The organism is Streptomyces incarnatus (genome assembly GCF_001027185.1).
Taxonomy (GTDB): domain Bacteria; phylum Actinomycetota; class Actinomycetes; order Streptomycetales; family Streptomycetaceae; genus Streptomyces; species Streptomyces puniciscabiei.
Map to the genome: position 1 here is coordinate 5607404 of NZ_CP011497.1, position 22984 is coordinate 5630387.

A 22984-nucleotide genomic window follows, 5' to 3' on the forward strand; every position below is an offset into this window, starting at 1 on the left:
TCATGGGCGTGTATCACGCGGGCTCGCTCGCCGTGCAGGAGCTGATGGGCGTCCGCGACCGCGCCGACCACGTGGGCCGCTCCCTCGGCCAGGGCATCAAGCCGATCGCGGCCGCGTTCCTGGAGCTCCAGCCCCTGCTGATCATCGGCGCGGCGGACCCGGGGACGGGGAGCGTGTGGGCGTCGGTGCTCACGGGCAGCCCCGGGTTCGTCAGGGCGACGGGCGTGCGGCAGGTGTCGGTCGTCACCGGTACCGGGCAGGGATCCGACCCGCTCGGCGCGGCCCTCAAGACACCCGGCACCCCCGTCGGCACCATCGCCCTCGACCCCCGGACCCGCCGCCGCATGCGCCTCAACGGCCGGCTGAGGCCGACCAGCAGGGGCTTCGCCGTGGAGGCCGACCAGGTCTTCTCCAACTGCCCCAAACACATCCAGCGCAGGGAGACGTACGAGACCCTCGCCGACCGCGCACCGGGCACCCCCCGCAGGCTGACCGAACTCGACCCGCAGGCGACGGAGTTCATCCGCGCGGCCGACACCTTCTTCCTGGCCACGGTCCACCCCGCCGGAGCCGACGCCAGTCACCGCGGCGGCAACCCGGGTTTCGTCCAGGTCACCTCACCACGCGAACTGACCTGGCCGGACTACCCCGGCAACGCCATGTTCCTCACCCTCGGCAACCTGCGCGGCGACCCCCGGGCCGGCCTGCTCTTCCTCGACTGGGCCACCGGCACCACCCTCCAGCTCACCGGCGAGGCGCACACCGAGTTCACGGCGTCCGGCGAGCGGAGTGTCCGCTTCACCCTCACCGAGGCCCTGTGGACCCCCGCCGCCCTCCCGCTGCGCTGGTCGGCGCCGGAATATTCCCCGGCGAATCCGGACATCTCGCGTTAACGTCCGTGCATGCGACAGAACTTGAGGGTGGCGGCCTACGCCGTGTGCGTCCGTGACGGACAGCTCCTGCTGGCGCGTTCCCCCGGCCCCGACGGAACCCCGGAGTGGGTGCTGCCGGGCGGCGGCATGGAGCACGGGGAGGACCCGTACGACACCGTCCGCCGTGAGCTGATGGAGGAGACCGGTTACCGCATCGAGGTGACCGGTCTCCTCGGCGTGGACTCCCGCCGCCATCGCCACCCGGGTCAGGGTCTGCGGCCGGGCACCGACCACCACGCCCTGCGCCTCGTCTACGAGGGCGAGGTCGTCGGCGGTGAACTCCGGTACGAAACCGGCGGATCGACGGATTTCGCCGCATGGCAGGATCTTTCGGCGGTGCCGGATCTCAACCGGGTGTCCCTCGTCGACACGGCCCTGCGCCTGTGGCGGGAACGCCCCACGAACGGTCACCTCGTCCCCGGAGCCCGTCCCCTACCCCAAGAGGTGAACGAGGAGTGACCGGCCCCCGGCCGCCCACGATCCACTCCATGACCGCGACCCGTACCCCGTGATCCACGTACGGTGATCGGCGCTGCGCGTTGCCGCCGCGTTCACGCGCAGGCCATCCCTGGTGCCAACGATCCTTGAGTGAGCGGGGTGTTCGCGTCAGCGACGGCCCGCGACCACTGCCGACGCGTTCGCACTCGGGGAGATCGCGCCAATGTCGCGCATACGCTCTGTCACCGCCTCCGCCGCTTCCGGCCTGGGGGTCAACCGCCGTACCGTCCTCGCCGCCGCCGGAGCGGTCTCGCTCTCCGCGGGCGTCGGCTACGCCCTCCACCCCACCGACAGCCAGGCCGCCACCGGTCCCGGCGGCACGGGGGACGCGCCCGTTGCCCGGTCCGCAGCGGCCTCCACCGCCCCGCCCGCGCCGTACACCAAGGGCACCACGCTCGCCTCGGTCGCCGCCCCGCGGAACAGCTCCGGCTACCAGCGCCTGGGCGACGGTCCCGGCTGGCAGCGGGTCGTGCGCGGCGAACTGGCCACACCCAAGTCCGGCCGGGAGCAGCGCCGTACGGTCCTCGCCGCGTTCGTGCAGTTCACCGATCTGCACCTGCAGGACGTCCAGCACCCGCTGCGCCTGGAGTACCTGCGCTCGAACGCCCCGCACTCCTGGCGCCCGCAGGAGGCGCTCACCGTGCCCGGTGCGGTCGCGCTCGTCGAGCGGGTCAACGCGCTGCGCGGGGCCCCGGCCACCGGCGCCCCGCTGCGCTTCGTCATGACCACCGGCGACAACACCGACAACAACGCCCACTCCGAACTGGAGTGGTTCATGCAGATCATGAGCGGTGGCCGGATCACCCCGAACACCGGTGACCCCCGGCACTACGAGGGGGTGCAGAACAGCGGTCTGAAGCTGTTCTGGCAGCCGGACTCCGCCACCCGCGACCGTGACAAGGCGCTCGGCTTCCCGCGGTTGGACGGCTTCCTGGCCGCGGCGATCCGCGAGGTGAACAGCCCCGGCCTCGACCTCCCGTGGTACTCCACCGTCGGCAACCACGACGCCCTCCCCCTCGGCTGCTTCGGCTCCCACGGCGACCCCTACCTCGCCGAGGCCGCCATCGGCGGCAGGAAGCTGTTCGACGTCTCCGCCGCCGACGCCAGGAAGCTCCAGGAGGCCATCAGCAGCGCCAAGGACCCGAGGGGCGCCGGCTACCGCGAGTTCCTCAAGGCCCACGCCCGCTCGATGCGCTCGGTCACCCCGGACGAGAAGCGGGCCCCGTACACGCCCGCCGACTATCTGAAGGCCCACCTCGACCCCGCCCACCAGGGTCACGGCCCGGTCGGGCACGGCTACTCCTCGGCGAACCTCGACGCGGGCACCCAGTACTACGCCTTCCGCGTCTCCGACGACGTCATCGGCATCAGCCTCGACACCACCGACCCCGGCGGCGACTCCGTGGGCTCCATCGGCACCGCCCAGCTGAACTGGCTCGACCGGACGCTGAAGGCGAACAAGGACTCCCACGCGGTCGTCTTCAGCCACCACACCAGCACCACGATGGGCAACACCCGCCCCGACCCGGCGCGCCCCGGCGAGAAGCGGCACAGCGGCGCGGAGGTGCTCTCGGTCCTGTCCGCCCACACCCATGTGCTGGCCTGGGTGAACGGCCACATCCACCGGAACGTCATCACCCCGCACCAGGGCCCCGCCGGCCGCTCCTTCTGGGAGATCTCCACCGCCTCGCACATCGACTACCCGCACCTCGCCCGGATCATCGAGCTGGCCGACAACAAGGACGGCACGATCTCCGTGTTCACCACCCTCATCGAGTCCGCCGCCCCGCACCGCACCGACTTCGCCGACCTCTCCCAGACCGGCCTCGCCGCCCTCTACCGCGAGCTGACCTTCAACGCCCCGGGCGCCAGCAAGACCCTCGGCGCGGGCGGCACGGCCGACCGGAACACGGAGCTGGTGTTGAAGAAGGGCTGAAAGTCACTCAACCGGAGTAACCCGAGCAACCTTCGCGCATCCGGCATCGGTTTCTTCCCCCGACCGCACGAACCGCACAGGTTGGGGGAAGACATGCGCGTACGCACGACCCTGGTGGCCGCCACGGCCGTACTCCTCTCGGCGGCCCTCGCGGCTCCGGCCGTCGCCGCCACCGGTGCCCACCCCGCGGGCGGACCCCCGCACGCCGCCACCCGCACGGCCGTCGAGGCCGCCGTCGCGGCCGGGGTGCCCGGGGTGACCGCCACCGCCGAGGACCGCCACGGCACCTGGTCCACCACCGCCGGTGTGGGCGACCTCCGCACGGGCCGGCCGCGCTCCACCGCCGACCGGTACCGCGTCGGCAGCATCACCAAGACCTTCGTCGCCACCGTCCTGCTCCAGCTGGAGGCGGAGGGCCGGCTGTCGCTGGACGACACCGTGGACACGTGGCTGCCGGGCGTCGTCCGCGGGCACGGCCACGACGGCCGCCGCATCACGATCCGCCGGCTGCTGAACCACACCAGCGGCATCTTCGACTACACCTCCGACGCGGACTTCGGCCGGGCGGTCTTCACCAGGGACGGCTTCGCCCGGCACCGCTACGACACGTACACCCCGGGCGAGCTGGTCACGATCGCCCTGCGGCACGAGCCGTACTTCGCGCCGGGCACGTCCTGGAAGTACTCCAACACCAACTACGTCCTGGCCGGAATGGTGATCGAGAAGGTGACGGGCCACCCGTACGCCACCGAGATCGAACGCCGCCTCATCGCGCCGCTGCGGCTGCGGGGCACCTCGCTCCCCGGCACCCGGATCACCGTGCCCCGCCCGAGCAGCCGCGCCTACTCGAAATTCAACGACCCGACGAGCCCGGCGTACGACGTCACGACCCTCAATCCGTCCCTCGCCTCGTCCGCCGGTGAAATGATCTCCGACTCCGCCGATCTCGACCGCTTCTACGGCGCGCTGCTCGGCGGGAAACTCCTGCCGCCCGCGCAGCTGAAGGAGATGAAGACCACCGTCGAGGCCACCGGCATCCCGAACACGCGCTACGGCCTCGGACTCATGGACACCCGGCTGACCTGCGGGGTTCACGTCTGGGGTCACAACGGCGGCATTCACGGGTCGGCCTCCACGGCGATGACGACGGCGGACGGCCGCCATGCGATCGCCTTCAATTTCAACGGCGACTGGACCGGGGGCATGGAGTCCGTGATCGACGCGGAATTCTGTTAGCCACCGTTTCATCCACGTCATTCCGTGTTAACCCGGACGCAATGTCCGTACCGCCTCATATCGGCTATCCCGCTTTGGACGGGGATGGCTCGATCTTCTCGATCATTTATGCAAGGCGGGTGGTCGCGTGCGCGCGAGGCACGGACTGCGTGTGCTGTCGGTCTACGAGGGTTTCTTCTCCGGAGGAGCCCGGATCGTGCACAGTGACGTCGTACGGGGACTGGCCGAGGGCGGCCAGTCCCACCAGGTACTCAGCATCCACGGCGAGGTCCACCGCGAGGCCACCCGGCAGCGCATGGAGGACGACCCCTGCTACCGGGCGCTGACCGCCGGCGGGGTCGGCGTCACCTCGCTCGGCCGCAGCGCCGGCCTGGTGGACGGCGCGCTCGCGGCGAACGTATTCAGCGGGCCGGAGCTGGCCGAAACGGCACGGTCGATGGCGGGGGCGGAGGTGATCCTCTCCCTGAAGGAGCAGCCGCTGGCCCTGCTCAACCAGGCCGGCCTGCCCCGCCGCCCGATCGTGGTCGGCCTGCACCGCTCCGACCCGGAGAACCAGGGCCCCGCGCTCGACGAGCTGAAGGCCGCCATCGCCGACGGCAAGGTGGTGGCGTGCGTGTGCTGCGCGGAGTCGACCAGGGCGGCGTACGAGGCGGAGGGCGTCCCCGCCGAGGTGCTGCATGTCATCCCCAACGGGGTGGACCTCCTGCGCTTCCGCCCCGACGCGGCCGCACGGCTGGCGCTCCGCGCCTCCCTGGGCGTCCCGGCCGCGGCCCCGGCGGTCGTCTTCGCGGCCCGCTACGCCCCGATGAAGAACGTCCCGCTCTTCCTCCGGGCGGCCCGGGCGTGGCTGTCCCGCGAGCCCGAGGCCCACGTCCTGATGTGCGGCGCGGGCATGACCGACGAGAACCCGGCGCTGCGGGCCGACATCGAGACCGCGTTCGGCGGGGACCGGCACCTGGCGGACCGCGTACGCCTGCTCGGCGTGCGCGGCGACATGGAGACCGTGTACGCCGCCGCCGACGTCGTCGCCCTGACCTCCGTCTCCGGCGAGGCGGCGCCGCTGTGCCTGATCGAGGGCATGATGTGCGGCGCGGTCCCGGTGACGACCGACGTCGGCGACAGCGCGTCGATCGTCGAGGGCCTCGGCCACGTCACCCCGCCGGACCCGGCCGCGATCGCGGACGCCTGGTCCGCCGCGGCCGCCCGCCGTACCGGGCTCGCCCCGGCCCTGGACGCCGCCCGCGAGCGCTTCAGCCGCACCCGCATGATCGCGGCCTACGCCACCCTGCTCGACGAGGTGTACGCCTCACACGTCGGTGGGCAGCGGGTCGTCGCGCAGCACGCTGTAGGCGACGCCGTCGCGCCACCGGCCGTCCCGGAAGACGATGCCCCGCAGTACGCCCTCGCGGGTGAACCCCGCCTTCTCCAGGGCCCGTTGCTCGGCGAGGTTCTCGGCCTCGGTGTCGGCCTCGATCCGCATCACGGCGGTGTGGGCGAAGAGATAGCGGACGAGCCGTAGCTGGGCCCGGCTGCCGATGCCCCGGCCGCGGGCCCCGGGCAGCAGCTGGGCGCCGATGTTCCAGCAGTGGGTGGAGGCCGAGACGACGACCTTCCGCCAGGCCACGAACCCGGCCCGCTCGCCGTCGGCGGTCACCATCAGGTGGCCGCCGTCCTCACCGAGCAGCCGGTTCTCCGCCCAGCGGCGGCGGAAGCGGCCGGAGTCGGCGTACCCGTACCACTGGAAGGGCCCCGCCGCTTCCGGGTCGGTGAGGAAGTGTTCCAGCAGCGGGAGGTCGTCCTCACCCACAGGGCGCAGGGTCACGGATTCGGCAGACATGGACCGGAGCGTAGGGCCCGACCTGTCAGGACCTCGTCAGGAGACCCGCTCCAGCACCGGGAGGTAGCCGAGCGACTGGCCCGGTGCCGTCGGGTGGTAGGACTCGGTGACCGCCGGGACGTCGACGCTGTGCAGCCAGGGGCTGGCGGAGCAGATCTCGTGCCCGGCGAAGGCGTCCCGGACGTCGGCGAAGGTGAAGCCGTGGGCGGCGGCGCGGCGGGCGATCACCGCGTCGAGGTGGTCCACACCGTCGTTGAGGGCGGCGCGCGCGGTGTCCTGCAGGCCGATCTCGCAGGTGCCTCTGAGGTGGTACAGGTGCGGATAGCCGAGCACCACGACGTGGGCGGCGGGAGCCCGGTCCCTGATGGCCGAGTAGAGCCGGTCCAGGCTGTCCCCGAGGGAGCTGTCCACCGTGGCGCGGGCCCGGGTGATGGCCGACAGGCAGCGGCTGGTGCCGCCCAGCGCACAGGTCGTCATGACACCGGCGAAGCCCGCGTCCATACCGCCGACGGTCAGGGTGACCAGCCTGGTGCCGGCGCCGAGCGCGCCGAGCTGGCCGGACAGGACGTCGGCCGTCCGGGCGTGGTTGCACGCGGCGAAGGCGAAGGCCGTCACCTTGTGCGCGGAGGCCCACAGCACCGGGTACGCCCGGCTGCTGCGCTTGCAGTTCGTGCCGGTGGGGAGGTAGGCGCCCGCACCGAGCCCCGCGGAGTAGGAGTCACCGAGGGCCACGTAACCCGGGCCCGCTCCCAGCGGCGCCGGCTGTGCCGTCCCGGGGGCGGCGACGAGGCAGGCGGCGGCGAGCAGCAGGGCCGACGAGCACACGGCTGTCCGGGTATGTCGCATACCTCTCATCTTTCGCGGGCCGGACGGCGCCGCCCGCGAGGCTCCTCCGTTCGGGTGAGAACGCAGCGTCACCCGAGGGCTGTCGCGGTCGCACACCACGAGGAGGGGCCGCCGGATTCGCCCGGTGGCCCCTCCTCTCCCCTCCTGAGGGCTCGCTGCGGCCCTCCCGGTGCCTCCCGGTCCGTCACTACCGGGGAAGCACCACGACATACGCGGCCGGGTCACGGTCGGCCGAGGCCATCAGGGCCGTGCGGACCACCGCCGCCTGCTGTTCCATCGCGTCCCTGAGCTTCCGCGGCGTGAGGTACACGACCGTGATCCCGAGGCGTTCCAGGTGCTCGCGCTTGCGGGCGTACTCCGACCACATGGCGTCCTCGTCATGGCGCGGGGCCCGGGTGTCCAGCTCCACCGCCACCGCCTGGTCCGGCCAGTACGCGTCCAGGCCGCCGAGGTGCGGGCCGCCGGGCAGCCGCAGGTCGACGTTCCAGACGGGGTCGGGCAGGCCGTACTCGGTGACCATCCGGTACAGGCGGTTCTCGGCGATCGCACGGCCCTCCGCCACCAGCGCGTCCACCGCGTCCACCACGTGCGGCCGGTTCAGCAGCTTGGCCTGGGTCAACTCCCGTACGACTGCGGCCGGTTCGCAGTGGCCGCCGCGCACCGCCTCGGTGAGCAGCCGAAGTACCGCCGCCGCGTCCGTGAGCTCCGCGACCGCGTCCGCCAGCGCCCGCGGCACCGGCGCCACCGGCAGGCCCGTCACCATCCGGGGGGCCGGGAGGGCGGGGGTGCGCAGGACGTGGACGTAGCCCGCGGAGCGCAGCCGGCGCAGGCGCGGGACCAGGACGTCGATGCGGTCCAGGGAGAGCAGGGGCGGGGTGGCGGAGAAGCCGTGGAGGGTGAGGGCCGCCAGGCCCGTGATCATCGCCTCCGCGTAGACCGGGCGGTGCGGTTCCTCCGCCGTCGGCTGCGCCGGGACGCCCGGCGCGGACTCGCGGGCCGCGTACAGCAGCGCCCCGTGCAGACGCTCCTCGCTCGTCGGCGGGCCCGGATGGAGGAGGACCACGTTCGGCAGCAGCAGCTGCCAGGGGCCGCCGGAACGGCACTGCTCGGTCAGCTCGGCCGTCGTCACTCCGTGGGAGCGGAGCTGGGCCGTGGTCTGGACGCGGCGGTGGACCTCGGAGAGGTGGCGGAGGGGGCGGGGGGAGAGCGGGGTGTTGTGCGTCATGGCGTCGGGATTCCCGCGCCCGGTCCCACCTTTAACCGCTGTTACACGCCCGTCGAGGAATGCGGACAAGGGGGGACTAAAGGTCAGGTGTTCGGGTGCCGAGTAGGGACGGGAAACCCCTGGTCCGATCGGGTGCGGACCAGGGGTTACGGTTCCGATTGACCGAATTCCGTAACGGTCACCCGCGGCCCAAGCTCAGGCCAAAGCTCGTCCGATGCCGGCCGGCACCGGCGGGTGCCGGGCCGGCTGGTGTCAGCGGGTGCCGGCCGGTGTCAGTCGCCGTCGGCCGTCGCGTCGCACTCCTGTGCGCGCAGCGCCCGCGCCAGGTCGTCCCGCGCCTCCAGCACCAGCCGGCGCAGCGCCGGCGCCGCGTCCCGGTGCTCCTCGAGCCACGCGTCCGTCGCCCGGAGCGTCTCCGGCCGGTCCTGCAGCGCCGGGAACAGCCCCCGTACGACGTCCATGCCGATCTGGATCGACCGCTCCCGCCACACCCGCAGAATCGCCGCGAAGTACTTCTCCGCGTACGGCGCCGTCAGCTCCCGCTGGGAGGACTGGCCGAAGCCCGCGATCGTCGCCTCCACCAGGGCGTTGGACAGCGCGTCCGACTCCACCACCTGCGCCCACGCCTGCGCCTTGACCGCCGCCGAGGGGCGGGCCGCCAGGCAGCGGACCTGGTGGCGCTTGCCGGACGCCGTGTCGTCGCGGGCCAGCTCGGCCGCGAGGACGGACTCGTCGGCCACGCCGTGCGCGGCCAGCGGCTCCAGGAACGCCCAGCGCAGCTCCTGGTCCACCTCCAGGCCGTCGACGGTCTCCGTGCCGTCCAGCAGGCGCTTGAGCAGGGCGAGGTCCGTCTCGCCGGACGCCACCGTCGCGAAGAAACGCGCCCACGCCAGCTGCTGCTCACTGCCCGGCTCGGCCGCCTCCAGCTCCCGCAGCGCGCCCTGCGCCAGCAGCTCACCGCCGGCCTCCCGCCACCCGGGCGCCGCGTAGTGCACCAGCGCCGAGTTCGCCCACGCGTGCAGCATCTGCAGCACACCGATGTCGGACTCGCGCCCCGCGAACCGCAGCACCAGGCCGACGAAGTCCCGCGCCGGCAGCAGCGCGTCCCGGGTCATGTTCCACAGCGCCGACCAGCACAGCGCCCGGGCCAGCGGGTCGGTGAGCTCGCCCAGGTGCTCCTTGAGGGTGGCCAGCGAGGTGTCGTCGAAGCGGATCTTGCAGTACGTCAGGTCGTCGTCGTTGACCAGGACCAGATCCGGGGCCTCGGCGCCCGCCAGGTCCGCGACGACCGTGCGCGGCTCGTGCACGTCCGTCTCCACGCGCGCGTACCGCTCCAGCGCGCCCTCGGCCGTCCGCCGGTACAGGCCCACCGCGATCCGGTGCGGGCGCTCCTCGGGGTGCGACTCCGGCGCCTCCTGCACCACCGCCAGCTCGGCCACCCGGCCCTCGGTGTCCAGCAGCACCTGCGGGGTCAGCGAGTTGACCCCGGCCGTCTGCAGCCAGGAGCGCGCCCACGCCGACATGTCCCGGCCGCTGGTCTCGCCCAGCACCGACAGCAGGTCGCCCAGGCGCGTGTTGCCGTACGCGTGACGCTTGAAGTAGCGCCGCGCCCCCTCCAGGAAGGCGTCCTGGCCGACGTACGCCACCAGCTGCTTGAGCACCGAGGCGCCCTTGGCGTAGGTGATGCCGTCGAAGTTCAGCTTGGCGTCCTCCAGGTCACGGATGTCCGCCGTGACCGGATGCGTCGACGGCAGCTGGTCCGCGCGGTACGCCCAGGCCTTGCGGCGGTTGGCGAAGGTGATCCAGGCGTCCTTGAAGCGGGTCGCGCCGACGTTCGCGAAGGTGCCCATGAAGTCGGCGAAGGACTCCTTCAGCCACAGGTCGTCCCACCACTCCATGGTGACCAGGTCGCCGAACCACATGTGCGCCATCTCGTGCAGGACGACGTTGGCCCGGCCCTCGTACGACGCCTGCGTCACCTTGCCGCGGAAGATGTACTCCTCGCGGAAGGTCACCAGACCCGGGTTCTCCATCGCGCCCAGGTTGTACTCGGGCACGAAGGCCTGGTCGTACTTCCCGAACGGGTACGGGTAGTCGAAGTGGTCGTGGAAGAAGTCCAGGCCCTGCTTGGTGACCAGGAAGACGTCGTCGGCGTCGAAGTGCGGGGCGAGCCCCTTGCGGCACATCGCGCCGAGCGGGATCTCCAGCTTGGTGCCGTCCTCCAGCACCCGCTCGTAGGAATCCGTCACATAGTGGTACGGCCCCGCCACCACGCACGTGATGTACGTCGAGATCGGCTTGGTCTCCGCGAACCGCCATACGCCGTCCGCGAGTTCACCGGCGCCGTTGCTCCACACCGTCCAGCCCTCGGGCGCCCGCACCTCGAAGCGGTACGGCGCCTTCAGGTCCGGCTGCTCGAAGTTCGCGAACACCCGGCGCGCGTCGGCCGGCTCGTACTGGGTGTAGAGGTAGACCTCGCCGTCCTCGGGGTCGACGAAGCGGTGCATGCCCTCCCCGGTGCGGGAGTAGGCGCACTGGGCGTCCACCACCAGCTCGTTCTCCGCGGCCAGGTCCTCCAGGGCGATCCGCGAGCCGTCGAAGACCTCGCCCGGGTCCAGGTCCCGGCCGTTGAGCGAGACCGAGGTCACGCTCGGCGCGATCAGGTCGGCGAAGCTCGCCGCGCCCGGCTCGCTGCACCGGAACCGGATCGTGGTCACCGAGCGGAACGTGCGTGGCTCGCCGTCCCCGCCGCCCACCGCCGACCTGAGGTCCAGGGACACGTCGTACCCGTCGACGGACAGCAGGGCGGCCCGCTCCCGGGCCTCGTCGCGGGACAGATTCTCACCGGGCACGGACGGCACTCCCTTGTGATCGCGTGGATGAGGGCGGAACAGGACCGATCCTGCCATGTGCCCCTGACGGGGGGCAGCAGGGAATGCCGGTCGCGAGGACGTGGTTGAGGCGTGAAAAGAGTCCTTCGCTGAGGAGAGCCATGTCCGAGTCCGGCAAGACCCCCGTCGACTTCTGGTTCGACCCGCTGTGCCCGTGGGCCTGGATGACGTCCCGCTGGGTGCTGGAAGTGGAGAAGGTCCGCGACATCGAGGTCCGCTGGCACATCATGAGCCTCGCCGTCCTCAACGAGAACAGGCTGGACGAGCTGCCCGAGGAGTACCGGGAGATGCTCGCCACCAAGGCCTGGCAGCCGGTGCGCGTGGTCACCGCGGCCTGGCAGAAGCACGGCGCCGACGTCCTCGGCCCGCTGTACACCGCGCTCGGCACCCGCATCCACAACAACGGCGAGGGCCCCACCCTGGAGGCCGTCGCCGGGGCGCTCGCGGACGTCGGACTGCCCGCCGACCTCATCGACTACGCCGAGCAGCAGGACTTCGAGTACGACGCCGAGCTGCGCGCCTCCCACAAGGAGGGCATCGAGAAGGTCGGCCAGGACGTCGGCACTCCGGTCATCGCGGTGCCCGGCCCCGACGGCGAGCAGATCGCCTTCTTCGGCCCGGTCGTCACCCCGGCCCCCAAGGGCGAGGAGGCGGCCCGCCTGTGGGACGGCACCCTCGCCGTGGCCTCGGTGCCGGGCTTCTACGAGATCAAGCGGACCCGGACCAAGGGGCCGGACTTCAGCAACCTGTAGGCCGCCGGCGTACGGGCCCGGTGCCGTTCGGCGCGCCGGGCCCGTTCCCTGGTCATGTGCGCGACGGCTTCGGGACCGGCACGCCCGGCTTGAGGAAGAACAGCCCGGCGACGGACCCCTTCTTGTCGAAGCTCAGGCGGAACTCGCCGGCGCTGTGCTGCATGCGCAGGGGCACGCTGACCACGGTGTAGCGGCCGGACTTGGTGTCCTTGGGCTTCCCGTGCGACACGTAGTGTCCGAACTGGGCCTGGTAGCTCTTCCACACCTTCTGCAGCCCGTCCGGCGGCAGGTGCTTGCGCATGTCCGTGTCGAAGTGGGCGGTGGCGGCCTTGTAGTGGCCCTTGACGATGTCGTCGAGCGTGTGCACGGCGACCGTGTCGTCCCCGGACGCGGCCAGCGCGGAACCGGTGACCGGCAGCAGCGCGGTCGCGGCCAGTGCGACCGGGGCCGCCGCCCGGACGAGTCGCCGCCTGCCACCGCGGGCGATGTCGTGGTCGGACATACGCTCATCGTGCGCCACCCACCCACCCGGCGCATGCGGAGAACCCCGTGAGTCACGTCCTCACGGGGTTCTCCTTTCTTCCGCCTGCCGCCGTGAAGGGTGAGAAGACGATCACGAGGCAGGACGAGCGGGGGACTCTCAGGGAGCCAGCAGGAGCGCGTTCGCCCGGGACTTGGCGGCCTCGTAACGGCGGGCGACGTCCTGCCAGTTGACGACCTGCCACATGGCCTCGACGAAGTCCGCCTTCTGGTTCCGGTACTGCAGGTAGAAGGCGTGCTCCCAGGCGTCGAAGACCAGGACCGGGGTGGACCCCTGGCCGACGTTGCCCTGGTGGTCGTAGACCTGCTCGACGATGAGCCGGCCGCTCAGCGGCTCGTACGCCAGCACGCCCCAGCCGGAGCCCTGCGTGGTGGCAGCGGCCTTGGAGAGCTGGGTCTTGAAGGCGGCGAAGGAGCCGAAGGACTCCCTGATCGCGTCCGCCAGCTCGCCCACGCCGTCGGCCGCGAGCGGCTCGCCGCCGCCGTCCTTCGGGCCGGTCATGTTCTGCCAGTAGATGCTGTGCAGGATGTGCCCGGAGAGGTGGAAGGCCAGGTTCTTCTCCAGCCCGTTGACGGCTCCCCAGGACTCCTTCTCCCGCGCCTCGGCGAGCTGCTCCAGGGTGTCGTTGGCGCCCTTCACATAGGCCGCGTGGTGCTTGTCGTGGTGCAGTTCGATGATCTCCGGGCTGATCACGGGGGCGAGCGCGGAGTAGTCGTAGGGCAGGTCGGGCAGCGAGTAGACGGGCATGGGTGATCCCCTCCGAGACCTTATTGCAAGTCTATTGCAACTACAAGCTAACAACAACTGCGCCCGGACAACACAAAGGCCCCCACGTGTGGTCCTTGAGTTCTAGTGGTCGTTGCAACACCCCCGGTTCAAGGGGTGCGATGGACTTCGAGGTCCGCAAGGACAGGAGGCCTGGGGCCGGGAAACTGACCCGGGAGCGGGCCGCATACTTCCAGCTCATGGAGCAGGGCTACAGCACCCGGGAAGCGGCCCGTATCGTCGGGATCAATCTCCGTACGGGCAAGCGATGGCGGAACGGACGCTCCGCCTCGGGCAGGAACAAGGCGGCACCACCGATCAACTCGGTGGTGCCGCTGCCCGTTGAGACGACGCCTCCGGCGCCCTCGCGCCATCTGGACGAGGCAGAGCGCATCCACATCGCCGACCGGCTGCGTGAGAAGGCATCCGTCCGGCAGATCGCCGCCGAGCTGGGCCGCAGCCCCTCCACCATCAGCCGCGAGATCCGCCGCAACCGCCGGGCCATGCCCAGGGGAGGATGGACCTACCAGCCCTTCCATGCCCACCGCCGTGCCGAACGGCGCCGCTCCCGGCCCAAGGTGGGCAAGATCGGCCAGAACCCCGAGCTGCGGGACTTCATCCAGGACCACCTCACGATGCGGTGGAGCCCCGAGCAGATCTGCCAGGCTCTGCGGGCACGCTTCCTGGACCGGCCGGAGATGCACCTGACCCACGAAACGATCTACCAGGCCCTCTACGTCCAAGGCCGTGGTGAACTGCGCCGGGAGCTGACCCGCTCGCTGCGCACCGGACGCGCCATGCGCCGCCCGCACCGCCACGCCGCCAAGCGGATCTCCCGGCCTATCAAGAACATGGTCATGATCAGCGACCGGCCGGCCGAAGCGGAGGACCGGGCCATTCCCGGCCACTGGGAGGGCGACCTCATCATCGGCAAGGACGGCCGCTCAGCCATCGGCACCCTCGTCGAACGCTCCACCCGCTACGTGATGCTCGTGCACCTGCCGCGCGGACACAGCGCCCTCGCGACCCGCAACGCGCTCGCTACCACCGTCCAGACCCTCCCACCGCACCTGTGGCGATCCCTGACCTGGGACCAGGGCTCGGAGATGGCCGCCCACCGCGCGTTCACCGTCGCCACCGACATCCCGGTCTACTTCTGCAACCCGGCCAGCCCCTGGCAGCGCGGATCGAACGAGAACACGAACGGCCTGCTACGGCAGTACTTCCCCAAAGGAACCGACCTCAGCAGCCACACACCCGAGCACCTGGAGGCCGTGGCCGCCGAACTCAACAGCCGCCCACGCAAAACGCTCGGCTGGGAAACCCCAGCCGAGCGCCTCGCTAAGCTACTGGACCTAGCCAGCTGACCAGCAGTGTTGCAACGACCCCTCGAATACGCCGGTGCCGGGGGCCTTTCCGAGCAGGGGTGTCAGCGGCCGGCTCGGGCCCGCTGCCAGAGGTAGCCCACGACCGCCAGGAACAGGGTCATGCCGCCGGTGGACCAGAGCTGGACGCGGGTGTCCGGCTCGCGGGCCATCAGGACGAAGATCGCCGCCATGCCGGCCAGTGCGACCCAGGTCAGCCACGGGAACGCCCACATGCGCACGACCAGCTTCTCGGGGGTCTCGCGCTCGATACGGCGCCGCAGCAGCAGCTGGGAGACCGCGATGAAGATCCAGACGACCAGGATGACCGCGCCGATCATGTTCAGCAGCCAGGGGAAGACCCGGTCCGGGCTCCAGTAGCTGAGCAGCACGCAGACGAAACCGAAGAAGCAGGAGGTGAGTACGGCGGTGCGGGGGACCCCGCCGGACAGCCTGGTCAGCGCCCTCGGGCCCTGGCCGCGCTCGACCAGCGAGTAGGCGATGCGCGAGGAGCCGTAGATGTTGGCGTTCATCGCGGACAGCAGGGCGACCAGGATGACCACCTTCATCACCTCTCCGGCGCTGGAGATGCCGAGGTGGTCGAGCGTGGCGACGTACGGGCCCCTCTCGACGACCGCCTTGGAGTCCCACGGGACCAGGGTGACGACGACCGCCATGGAGCCGATGTAGAACAGGGCGATCCGCCACATCGCCGTACGGACGGCGGAGGCCACGCCCTTGACCGGGTTCTCCGACTCGGCCGCGGCGATGGTGACCGTCTCCATGCCGCCGTAGGAGAACACGGACGCGAGCAGGCCGATGATCAGGCCCTCGCTGCCGTGCGGGAAGAAGTGGGTGAGGTGCGAGGTGCCGGGGGAGTCCGTGCCGGGCAGGACGCCCGCGACGGCCAGGGCGCCCAGGATCAGGAACAGGCTGATCGCGCCCACCTTCAGCGCGGCGAACCAGAACTCGAACTCGCCGAAGTTCTTCACCGCGGCCAGGTTCGCGCCGCAGAACGTCACCATGAACAGGGCCACCCACATCCACTGCGGGGTGCCCGGCACCCAGCCCTGGACGATCTTCGCGGCGCCGATGCCCTCCAGGCCGACGGCCGTGCACAGCAGCACCCAGAAGGACCAGCCGGCGGCGAAGCCCGCCCACGGGCCGATCGCCCGCTCGGCGTGCGCGGAGAACGAGCCCGACGACGGGTAGGCGGCCGACATCTCGCCCAGCATCCGCATCACCAGCATCACCAGCAGGCCGGAGAGCGTGTACGCGACGACGATGGACGGACCCGCGGCGGCGATGCCGGCGCCGGAGCCGACGAACAGGCCCGCGCCGATGACGCCGCCCAGGGCGATCATCGACAGATGGCGCTGCTTGAGGCCGTGGGAGAGGGAGGCGGCCTGCTGTTCCTGCGGTGGCGTCTCCGTGGTGGTGCTGGTGGGCATCGGTGCGGCTCTCCCGGGCAAGGCAATGGGCGGGCAAAAACCCCGCCAGTCTGGGCGGCCCGTCCGCTCACGCGGAGGGACCGCCCAGTATCCGGACACCCTCTGTGCGGAGGGTGAGGGTCCGGTTACACCGCCGCGAGCACCGGTGTGTAGTGCGAGGCGTCGCCCTCGATCGAGTAGCTCTCCTTGCCCTCGATGCCGGCCGGCACGTCACCGGCGACGGTCACCCGGTGCAGCCGGCGCGGCTGTCCGTCGTAGTTGTCGATGGCGTAGTGCTGGGTGATCCGGTTGTCGAAGAGCACCAGCTCGTTCTCCGCCCAGCGGTGGCGCAGGATGTTCTCCGGGCGGGTGACGTACGCCTGGAACAGGTCCAGGACCTTGCGGGACTCGCCGGCGGACAGGCCCACGATCCGCTGGGCGAACCCGCCGATGAACAGCCCGCGCTCGCCGGTCAGCGGATGCACGCGGACCACCGGGTGGGCGGTGCGGTACTTGATGGAGGTGAACTGGGCGCGCTGGGCGGCCTGCTCCTCGTCGATCTCCTCGTCCGGTACGGCGTAGTCGTAGTCGTTGGTGTGCTCGGCCCACAGGGTGTCGGCCAGCCGGCGCAGCGGCTCGGGCAGGTCCCGGTAGGCGGCGGCCGCGTTGGCGATCAGGGTCTCGCCGCCGTACGGCGGGACGGTGATCGAGCGCAGGGTGCTGGCCTGCGGCGGGTTGAGCACGAAGGTCACATCGGTGTGCCAGTGGTTGGCGCGGCCCCGCTCGCTGTCCACGGGCAGCACGTTCGGCGCGCCGTCGACCGCGCCGACCGTCGGGTGCGCGGTGGTCAGGTCGCCGAAGTGGCGGGCGAAGGCCTGCTGTCCGGCGTCGTCCAGGCCGCGCGCGTCGAAGACGAGCGCCTTGTGGACGTTGAGGGCCTCGCGGATCGCGGTGACCTCCTCCGGCGCGAGCGGCCTGGTGATGTCGACGCCGGAGACGCGGGCACCGATGCGGGCGGTGACCTTGGTGATCTCGAGGGACATGGGCGGGTCCTTTCAGACGAGGGCGGGGGCCGGGCTCAGGTACTGGTTGGCGGGTCGGGGGAGGCCGTAGCGCTCCCGGAGGGTCTGGCGGGGGCCGTAGGCGTCGCGGAACAGCCCGCGGGCGCGCAGCAGCGGTACGACGTGCTCGACGAAGGCGTCCAGGCCGGAGGGCAGTACGGCGGGCATGATGTTGAAGCCGTCGGCGGCTCCCTGGGTGAACCAGGTCTCGATCTGGTCGGCGACCTGCTCGGGCGTCCCGGCGAAGGTGAGGTGGCCGCGCCCGCCGCCGAGCCGGCCGATCAGCTGCCGGACGGTGAGCCGCTCGCGCCGGGCCAGCTCGACCACGAGCGTGTAGCGGCTCTTGGCCCCTTCGACCGCGGACTCGGGCGGCAGGCCGGCCGGGAGCGGGGCGTCCAACTCCAGTGTTCCGGAAGGGAGTTGCAGCAGCCGTTCCAGTCGGTCCACCCCGTGGTCGTACACGATGTGCTCCTCCAGCAGCTGCTCCGCCGCCCGTGCCTCCGCCTCCGTCGCGCCGAGGACGGGCACGATCCCGGGCAGCACCTTGATGTGCTCGGGATCCCTGCCCGCCCGTGCCGTACGGGACTTGAGGTCGGCGTAGAACGCCTGGGCGTCGGCGAGGGTCTGCTGGGCGGTGAAGACCGCCTCCGCGTAGCGGGCGGCGAAGGCCTTGCCGTCCTCGCTCGACCCCGCCTGCACCAGGAGCGGGTAACCCTGGGGTGAGCGGGGCACGTTGAGGGCGCCCGCCACGCTGAAGTACGTCCCCCGGTGCCGGGGCGGATGGACCTTGCTGTCGTCGCCCCAGACGCCGGCCGCCTTGTCGGCGACGATCGCGTCGTCCTCCCAGCTGTCCCACAGCTTCAGCGCCACATCGACGAACTCGGCCGCTCGGGCGTACCGCTCGGCGTGCGCGGGCTCGGCGTCCAGCCCGAAGTTCCGGGCGGCCTCGGCCCCCGCCGTGGTGACGATGTTCCACCCGGCCCGGCCGCCGCTGACGATGTCCAGCGAGGCGAATCTGCGGGCCAGGTTGTAGGGCGAGTTGTACGACGTGGACGCGGTGGCGATCAGGCCGATGTGCTCGGTGGCCGTCGCCAGCGCGGTCAGCAGGGTGAGCGGTTCCAGGGCCCCGGCCGGGCGCTGGGCGAGATTGCCCCACAGCTGGGGGCCGTCGGCGAGGAACAGCGAGTCGAAGGTCCCGCGCTCGGCGATCCGTGCGAGCCGCACGTAGTGCGCCAGGTCGACGTGCGCGTACGGGTCGCTCTCCGGCAGCCGCCAGGAGGCCTCGTGGTGCCCGGTGTTCATCAGGAACGCGTTGAGGTGGAGACTTCTCTGTGTCACCGGTGGTCCTCCGTGACGCCCAGTGCGGTCAGCAGTCGTTCGCGGTACTCACCCAGGACCGGCTCGCGGTAGGAGCGCGGGTGGGGGTGGTCGATGGTCAGGTCGAGGCCGATGCGCCTCTGGTCGAGGACGAGGATCCGGTCGGCGAGCACGATCGCCTCGTCCACGTCGTGGGTGACCAGCAGGACGGACGGCCGGTGGCGCTGCCACAGGTCGCGCAGCAGCCCGTGCATCCGGATCCGGGTGAGCGCGTCCAGCGCGCCGAACGGCTCGTCCGCCAGCAGCAGCTCCGGCTCGCGGACCAGGGAGCGGGCGAGCGCGGCCCGCTGGGCCTCGCCGCCGGACAGCTCGCCCGGCCAGGCCCGCTCGCGGCCCTTCAGCCCGACCTCGGCGAGGGCGGCCCGGCCGCGCTCCTCGGCGTCCTTGCCGCCGGTGCCGAGCAGGACGTTGTCCAGCACCCGGCGCCAGGGCAGCAGCCGGGAGTCCTGGAAGACGACCGAGACCCGCTCGGGGGCGGTGAGCAGGCCGCCGCCCGCGACCCCGTGGTCCAGCCCGGCGATCGCCCGCAGCAGGGTGCTCTTGCCCGAGCCGCTGTGCCCGAGCAGGGCCGCGAACTGGCCCGGGGGCAGGTCGAGATCGATGCCGTCGAGGACCGTACGGCCGTCGAAGGACCGGGTCAGACCCTGCAGCCGGACGGCGGGGCGGGTCAGTTGCTCAGTGTGCGGCGCCACGACAGCACCCTCCGTTCGACGAGACGGACCGCGCTGTCGGAGACCAGGCCGAAGACGCCGTAGATCAGCAGGCCGACCAGGATGACGTCGCTCTGGCCGTAGTTCTGCGCCTGGAACATCATGTAGCCGAGGCCGCTGGTGGCGTTGATCTGCTCCAGGACCACCAGGGCCAGCCAGGAGCCCGTCACACCGAGCCGGAGTCCCACGAAGAATCCGGGCAGCGCGCCGGGTATCACCACCTGGCGGACGAAGGTGAGCCTCGACAGGCCCTGGACCTCGGCGAGTTCGACGTACCGGCCGTCGATGCCGGACAGCGCGGCATGCGTGTTCAGATAGATCGGGATGTAGACGACGATCGCGATGATGGCGACCTTGAAGGTCTCCCCGATGCCCAGCCAGAGGATGAACAGCGGGATCAGGCCGAGCGTCGGGATCGCCCGGTTGAACTGCACGGTCCCGTCGATCAGCGCCTCGCCGACGCGGCTGAGCCCGGCGGCGAGGGCGAGCAGCACGCCCGCGGCCAGACCGATCGCGAAGCCGTACCCGGCCCGCTGCACCGAGGTCCCGATGTCGGTGGCCAGGGTGCCGTCGGTCCACAGATGACCGGCGGTCCTGACGACCGTCCAGGGCGCCGGGACGGCACCCGTGTCGAGGGCTCCGGCGGCGGAGGCCGCGGCCCACAGGGCGAGGAGGACGAGGGGGCCGATCAGCCGGGCGGCGGGCAGCCGGCGGCCGGGGGAGAGGCGGCGCCGCCTGCGGACCTCGGGAACCTCCCCGGCCTCTGCCGCCGCCGCGACGGCGGTCGTCGTCGTGGTCAGCGCGGTCATTTCCGGTACTCCTCGGGTACGGCCCTGGCGGCGATCGACTCGAAGCGGTGGTCGAAGAGCGAGCCGACGTCGAACTTCTTCACGAACCCGCCCTCGGCGAGCAGATCGGCCGTCTCCTGCTCCCACTTGATCGCCTCGGCCCAACTGGGCGGGAACAGCGGCTTGTTGGCGAGCCGGCTGATGCCGCGCGCCTGCTCCGGGGTCAGGTTCTGGGTCTTGACGTAGAACTCCTCGTTCCAGACGTCCGGGTGCTCGTACTGCCACACCTGGCCCTTGGCCCACTGCGGGATGTAGGCGGCGATCGCGGCGGCCTTCGCCGGGTCGTTCAGCACGGACTGCGGGGCCCACAGCAGGTTGAGCAGGTCGACGACGTCGGTGGGAATGGTGCGGGCGCCCTTCGCCTCGTACTGCTTCAGATAGGCGGGCGCCTGGCTGTTGGCGAGCGGGGCCACGTCGACCTGCCCGGACTGCAGGGCGGTGAAGAACTGGTTGCTGGTCAGCGGGACCAGCTTCACCTCGTCGTACGTCAGGCCCGCCTGCTTCAGCGCCCGCAGCAGGACGACGCCCTGCGCCTGGCCCTGCGAGAACGCGAGCCTTCTGCCCTTGAAGTCGGCGACGGTGTGCAGGTCGCTGCCGGGTTTCGTGGCGAAGACGTAGTTGGGCTTGCGGGTGATGTCGATCGCCACGATCTTGGCGTCGAAGCCCTGGTAGTGCGCCTGGATCGGCGGGATACCGGCATTGTTGGCGAGGTCCAGGGACCCCGCGCGGAAGGCGTTGATGACATCCGGGCCGGCGCCGATGTTGAGCCAGTTCGACACCGTGAACGGCAGCTGGGGCAGCTTCGCCAGCCGGAACTGCAGCTGCTGCTGGCCCAGGTACGAGGCGATCTTCAGGCTGGTGCCGGCCGGGACCTTGTCCGCGAGCGGCCTGGTGGCGGCGCCCTTGGTGTCGGCGGAGGCATCGCCCTTGGCGCAGCCGCCGAGGCCGACGGCGGCGGACGCGCCCAGCAGAGAGGCGAGAAAGACACGACGGTGCATGAGAACTCCCCGAAGGACAGGAGGGGAAAGAAGGGGAAAGGAGGGAAGCAGGGGAAAGCAGGGGAAAGGCAGGTGGAATTCCCTGGCCGGCGGCCGGGGGAAAAAGAGAGCAAGGAGCCGGAAACGCGCGCTTCACGCGCGGCAATGTGTCAGCAACAAAGGGTGCGACAGCTGGTAAGCGGGCTCATGACCAGCATGTTCCTGTCCTTCGCTGATCCCTGTCAACATTCCGAGTTTCTGAATTAAATAGCCTCAGGTGACAGGCTCAGCGGATCCCGGAACAGCACGTCGAGAACGACCGAACCCCCCGCCACCGCCAGCACGGAATCCGGGAAACTCGTCGGCAGCACGGCCGCCGCACGGCTCTCCCCGACCGCTTCCCGGAGCGCGCCGAGGCAGTCCTCGACATGCAGGATCCCCACCTCGGTCACCACGACCGTCTCCGGATTGAGCACGTCCAGCAGCAGCCCGGCCGCCCGCCCGGTCGTCCGGGACCGCTCGACCAGCAGCCGCCGGGCCACCGCGTCCCCGGCCGCCGCCGCGGCCACCACGTGCATCGGATTGGCCGAGTCGATCACGCCCGCGGCGCGGGCCCGCCGGCACAGCGTCCGCTCGCTCAGCTCGACCTGAAGGCAGCCGGTACGGCCGCACGGGCACCGCTCGGTGCCGCCCGGCACCGGGAGATGCGCGATCGCCCCGGCCGCCGAACGCGGCCCGTGGTGCACCTCGTCGTTGGTGGCGAAGGCCGCGTCGACCACATTGCCCACGAACAGATGCAGCACGCTGCGGCTGCCCCGGGCCCGCCCGAACAGCCGCTCCCCGTGCACCAACGCCCGCGCGTGCCCGTCCACATGGACCGGCAGCCCGGTGCGGGCGCCGAGCAGCTCCCGCACCGGCACCTCGCGCCAGCCCAGCAGCTCGTGCTCGACCACGGTGCCCGTCTCCCGGTCCACCCAGCCGCCGACGGCCACCCCGACCCCCAGCGGCCGGCGCCCCGGCACCCCGGCGAGCAGTGCGGCGAGCCCCTCGGCAGCCCGCGCCAGCACCCAGCCCGGATCGGTCCGTTCGTGCTTCAGCTCGCGCCGGGCCACCACCCGGCCGCGCAGATCCAGCAGCGCGACCGTCGTGTACGGCACAGCCACGTGCACCCCGCCGACCAGGAACCCCGTGTCGTCCAGGTCGACGGGGACATGCGGCCGGCCGACCCCGTTCGAGCGGCGGGGCGCCGCCGCCTCCCGGACGAGGCCGAGTTCGGTGAGCCGGGCGCAGTGCTCGGTGACCGACGCGGGCGAAAGACCGGTCAGCCGGGCGACGGTGCTGCGCGCGACCGGCCCGTGCTCCAGCACGGACCGCAGCACGACACTGGCGCTGGTGCGCCGCCGGTCGCTGTCGGCGGCACGCGGAACGGGCGAGACAAGGGTGGGTGCCGCGGTACGGGGCATGGGGAACCGTCCTGGAGGAAACGGGGCCGACACGTCTCGGAAGGAGGGGCGTGCCGAGCGCTCGCCCCTACCCCGGGCGGCGACAGGTGGCCGTGCCCTGGCGTCGCAGGTCGACATAGCGACGCGAGGTGAAGTACCGGGCCTGGGCAACCATGGCTGGAAGGGTAGGGCAGGAAGGTGAATCCGGCCAGACGACCCGGATTCGTTTGGTGAGACCCCACAGTCGCCCCGGCACCCCACCCAGTGAGCTGTGCGTCCCTGCCTCAGTGACCAGGGTCACGCCCTGATCGGTGTA

Annotated in this window: 19 protein-coding genes and 1 pseudogene; 7 read left to right on the top strand and 13 right to left on the bottom strand. The window is 71.5% G+C overall.

Annotated elements, in window-relative coordinates; all coding sequences use genetic code 11:
- Positions 1 to 2: 2 nt before the first annotated feature.
- The 5 genes from ABB07_RS25300 (at position 3) to ABB07_RS25320 (ending at position 6121) form a co-directional block, all read left to right on the top strand.
- The gene (locus ABB07_RS25300; RefSeq protein WP_208900853.1) at positions 3 to 893 is read left to right on the top strand and encodes a pyridoxamine 5'-phosphate oxidase family protein; all 891 of its coding nucleotides are present in this window, start codon (positions 3 to 5) and stop codon (positions 891 to 893) included.
- A 9-nt stretch (positions 894 to 902) separates the two neighbouring features.
- Positions 903 to 1391 carry an NUDIX hydrolase gene (locus ABB07_RS25305; protein ID WP_208900854.1) on the top strand — a complete coding sequence of 163 codons (489 nt, stop codon included), beginning with the start codon at positions 903 to 905 and terminating at the stop codon, positions 1389 to 1391.
- Positions 1392 to 1593: 202 nt separating this feature from the next.
- Positions 1594 to 3366, top strand: coding sequence for a TIGR03767 family metallophosphoesterase (locus ABB07_RS25310; RefSeq protein ID WP_208900855.1), 1773 nt, complete (start codon positions 1594 to 1596; stop codon positions 3364 to 3366).
- A gap of 93 nt (positions 3367 to 3459) precedes the next feature.
- The gene (locus ABB07_RS25315; RefSeq protein WP_208900856.1) at positions 3460 to 4602 is read left to right on the top strand and encodes a serine hydrolase domain-containing protein; all 1143 of its coding nucleotides are present in this window, start codon (positions 3460 to 3462) and stop codon (positions 4600 to 4602) included.
- 151 nt (positions 4603 to 4753) lie between these two features.
- Positions 4754 to 6121: a glycosyltransferase gene (locus ABB07_RS25320; protein WP_244189797.1), complete on the top strand. Its 1368-nt coding sequence runs from the start codon at positions 4754 to 4756 to the stop codon at positions 6119 to 6121.
- Here ABB07_RS25320 and ABB07_RS25325 read toward each other — a convergent pair.
- The 4 genes and pseudogenes from ABB07_RS25325 to pepN all read right to left on the bottom strand — a co-directional run.
- Positions 6062 to 6439: pseudogene (locus ABB07_RS25325) on the bottom strand (GNAT family N-acetyltransferase); the annotation flags it as partial. The gene ABB07_RS25320 and the pseudogene ABB07_RS25325 sit on opposite strands and share 60 nt — an antisense overlap.
- Before the next feature lie 36 nt (positions 6440 to 6475).
- Positions 6476 to 7285: an SGNH/GDSL hydrolase family protein gene (locus ABB07_RS25330; RefSeq protein WP_208900858.1), complete on the bottom strand. Its 810-nt coding sequence runs from the start codon at positions 7283 to 7285 to the stop codon at positions 6476 to 6478.
- A gap of 187 nt (positions 7286 to 7472) precedes the next feature.
- Positions 7473 to 8510 (bottom strand): hypothetical protein, encoded by a 1038-nt coding sequence (locus ABB07_RS25335; protein WP_208900859.1) that lies wholly within the window; start codon positions 8508 to 8510, stop codon positions 7473 to 7475.
- Positions 8511 to 8782: 272 nt separating this feature from the next.
- The gene (gene pepN / locus ABB07_RS25340) at positions 8783 to 11362 is read right to left on the bottom strand and encodes an aminopeptidase N (RefSeq protein ID WP_208900860.1); all 2580 of its coding nucleotides are present in this window, start codon (positions 11360 to 11362) and stop codon (positions 8783 to 8785) included.
- 140 nt (positions 11363 to 11502) lie between these two features.
- Between pepN and ABB07_RS25345 the strand changes: the two genes are divergently transcribed.
- Positions 11503 to 12153, top strand: coding sequence for a mycothiol-dependent nitroreductase Rv2466c family protein (locus tag ABB07_RS25345; RefSeq protein ID WP_055703524.1), 651 nt, complete (start codon positions 11503 to 11505; stop codon positions 12151 to 12153).
- A gap of 52 nt (positions 12154 to 12205) precedes the next feature.
- On the opposite strand, the gene ABB07_RS25350 is transcribed toward ABB07_RS25345, so the two are convergent.
- Both ABB07_RS25350 and ABB07_RS25355 read right to left on the bottom strand, forming a co-directional pair.
- Positions 12206 to 12655 carry a DUF3887 domain-containing protein gene (locus tag ABB07_RS25350; RefSeq protein ID WP_208900861.1) on the bottom strand — a complete coding sequence of 150 codons (450 nt, stop codon included), beginning with the start codon at positions 12653 to 12655 and terminating at the stop codon, positions 12206 to 12208.
- A 138-nt stretch (positions 12656 to 12793) separates the two neighbouring features.
- On the bottom strand, positions 12794 to 13441 hold the full coding sequence (locus ABB07_RS25355; RefSeq protein WP_208900862.1) for a superoxide dismutase: 648 nt from the start codon (positions 13439 to 13441) through the stop codon (positions 12794 to 12796).
- Between the two features lie 140 nt (positions 13442 to 13581).
- Here ABB07_RS25355 and ABB07_RS25360 point away from each other — a divergent pair, with 140 nt between their 5' ends.
- Positions 13582 to 14826 (top strand): IS30 family transposase, encoded by a 1245-nt coding sequence (locus tag ABB07_RS25360; protein WP_208900863.1) that lies wholly within the window; start codon positions 13582 to 13584, stop codon positions 14824 to 14826.
- 62 nt (positions 14827 to 14888) lie between these two features.
- Here ABB07_RS25360 and ABB07_RS25365 read toward each other — a convergent pair whose 3' ends face one another.
- The 7 genes from ABB07_RS25365 to ABB07_RS25395 all read right to left on the bottom strand — a co-directional run bounded on the left by ABB07_RS25365 (position 14889) and on the right by ABB07_RS25395 (position 22689).
- The gene (locus ABB07_RS25365) at positions 14889 to 16274 is read right to left on the bottom strand and encodes an amino acid permease (RefSeq protein WP_208900864.1); all 1386 of its coding nucleotides are present in this window, start codon (positions 16272 to 16274) and stop codon (positions 14889 to 14891) included.
- Between the two features lie 125 nt (positions 16275 to 16399).
- Positions 16400 to 17296, bottom strand: a complete 897-nt coding sequence (locus tag ABB07_RS25370; RefSeq protein ID WP_208900865.1) for a TauD/TfdA dioxygenase family protein — start codon at positions 17294 to 17296, stop codon at positions 16400 to 16402.
- Positions 17297 to 17308: 12 nt separating this feature from the next.
- A complete protein-coding gene (locus ABB07_RS25375; RefSeq protein WP_244189518.1) occupies positions 17309 to 18652 on the bottom strand; it encodes an LLM class flavin-dependent oxidoreductase in 1344 nt (447 codons plus the stop codon).
- Positions 18649 to 19383, bottom strand: coding sequence for an ABC transporter ATP-binding protein (locus ABB07_RS25380; RefSeq protein WP_208900866.1), 735 nt, complete (start codon positions 19381 to 19383; stop codon positions 18649 to 18651). Before ABB07_RS25380 ends, ABB07_RS25375 begins: the two co-directional genes overlap by 4 nt.
- Positions 19359 to 20210, bottom strand: a complete 852-nt coding sequence (locus ABB07_RS25385) for an ABC transporter permease (RefSeq protein ID WP_208900867.1) — start codon at positions 20208 to 20210, stop codon at positions 19359 to 19361. Before ABB07_RS25385 ends, ABB07_RS25380 begins: the two co-directional genes overlap by 25 nt.
- Entirely contained in the window at positions 20207 to 21247 is a 1041-nt protein-coding gene (locus tag ABB07_RS25390; RefSeq protein ID WP_208900868.1) for an ABC transporter substrate-binding protein, read from the bottom strand. The genes ABB07_RS25385 and ABB07_RS25390 overlap by 4 nt, the downstream gene beginning before the upstream one ends.
- A 242-nt stretch (positions 21248 to 21489) precedes the next feature.
- Positions 21490 to 22689: an ROK family transcriptional regulator gene (locus ABB07_RS25395; protein ID WP_208900869.1), complete on the bottom strand. Its 1200-nt coding sequence runs from the start codon at positions 22687 to 22689 to the stop codon at positions 21490 to 21492.
- Positions 22690 to 22984: the final 295 nt, after the last annotated feature.

Bases quoted from the DNA above. Each gene is read 5' to 3' on its own strand.
- ABB07_RS25360 (WP_208900863.1), top strand. From the start codon at position 13,582: ATGGACTTCGAGGTCCGCAAGGACAGGAGGCCTGGGGCCGGGAAACTG.
- ABB07_RS25370 (WP_208900865.1), bottom strand. From the start codon at position 17,296: ATGTCCCTCGAGATCACCAAGGTCACCGCCCGCATCGGTGCCCGCGTC.
- ABB07_RS25300 (WP_208900853.1), top strand. From the start codon at position 3: ATGGGCGTGTATCACGCGGGCTCGCTCGCCGTGCAGGAGCTGATGGGC.
- ABB07_RS25365 (WP_208900864.1), bottom strand. From the start codon at position 16,274: ATGCCCACCAGCACCACCACGGAGACGCCACCGCAGGAACAGCAGGCC.
- ABB07_RS25335 (WP_208900859.1), bottom strand. From the start codon at position 8,510: ATGACGCACAACACCCCGCTCTCCCCCCGCCCCCTCCGCCACCTCTCC.
- ABB07_RS25390 (WP_208900868.1), bottom strand. From the start codon at position 21,247: ATGCACCGTCGTGTCTTTCTCGCCTCTCTGCTGGGCGCGTCCGCCGCC.
- ABB07_RS25395 (WP_208900869.1), bottom strand. From the start codon at position 22,689: ATGCCCCGTACCGCGGCACCCACCCTTGTCTCGCCCGTTCCGCGTGCC.
- ABB07_RS25350 (WP_208900861.1), bottom strand. From the start codon at position 12,655: ATGTCCGACCACGACATCGCCCGCGGTGGCAGGCGGCGACTCGTCCGG.
- ABB07_RS25310 (WP_208900855.1), top strand. From the start codon at position 1,594: ATGTCGCGCATACGCTCTGTCACCGCCTCCGCCGCTTCCGGCCTGGGG.
- ABB07_RS25315 (WP_208900856.1), top strand. From the start codon at position 3,460: ATGCGCGTACGCACGACCCTGGTGGCCGCCACGGCCGTACTCCTCTCG.
- ABB07_RS25355 (WP_208900862.1), bottom strand. From the start codon at position 13,441: ATGCCCGTCTACTCGCTGCCCGACCTGCCCTACGACTACTCCGCGCTC.
- ABB07_RS25345 (WP_055703524.1), top strand. From the start codon at position 11,503: ATGTCCGAGTCCGGCAAGACCCCCGTCGACTTCTGGTTCGACCCGCTG.
- ABB07_RS25385 (WP_208900867.1), bottom strand. From the start codon at position 20,210: ATGACCGCGCTGACCACGACGACGACCGCCGTCGCGGCGGCGGCAGAG.
- ABB07_RS25305 (WP_208900854.1), top strand. From the start codon at position 903: ATGCGACAGAACTTGAGGGTGGCGGCCTACGCCGTGTGCGTCCGTGAC.
- ABB07_RS25330 (WP_208900858.1), bottom strand. From the start codon at position 7,285: ATGCGACATACCCGGACAGCCGTGTGCTCGTCGGCCCTGCTGCTCGCC.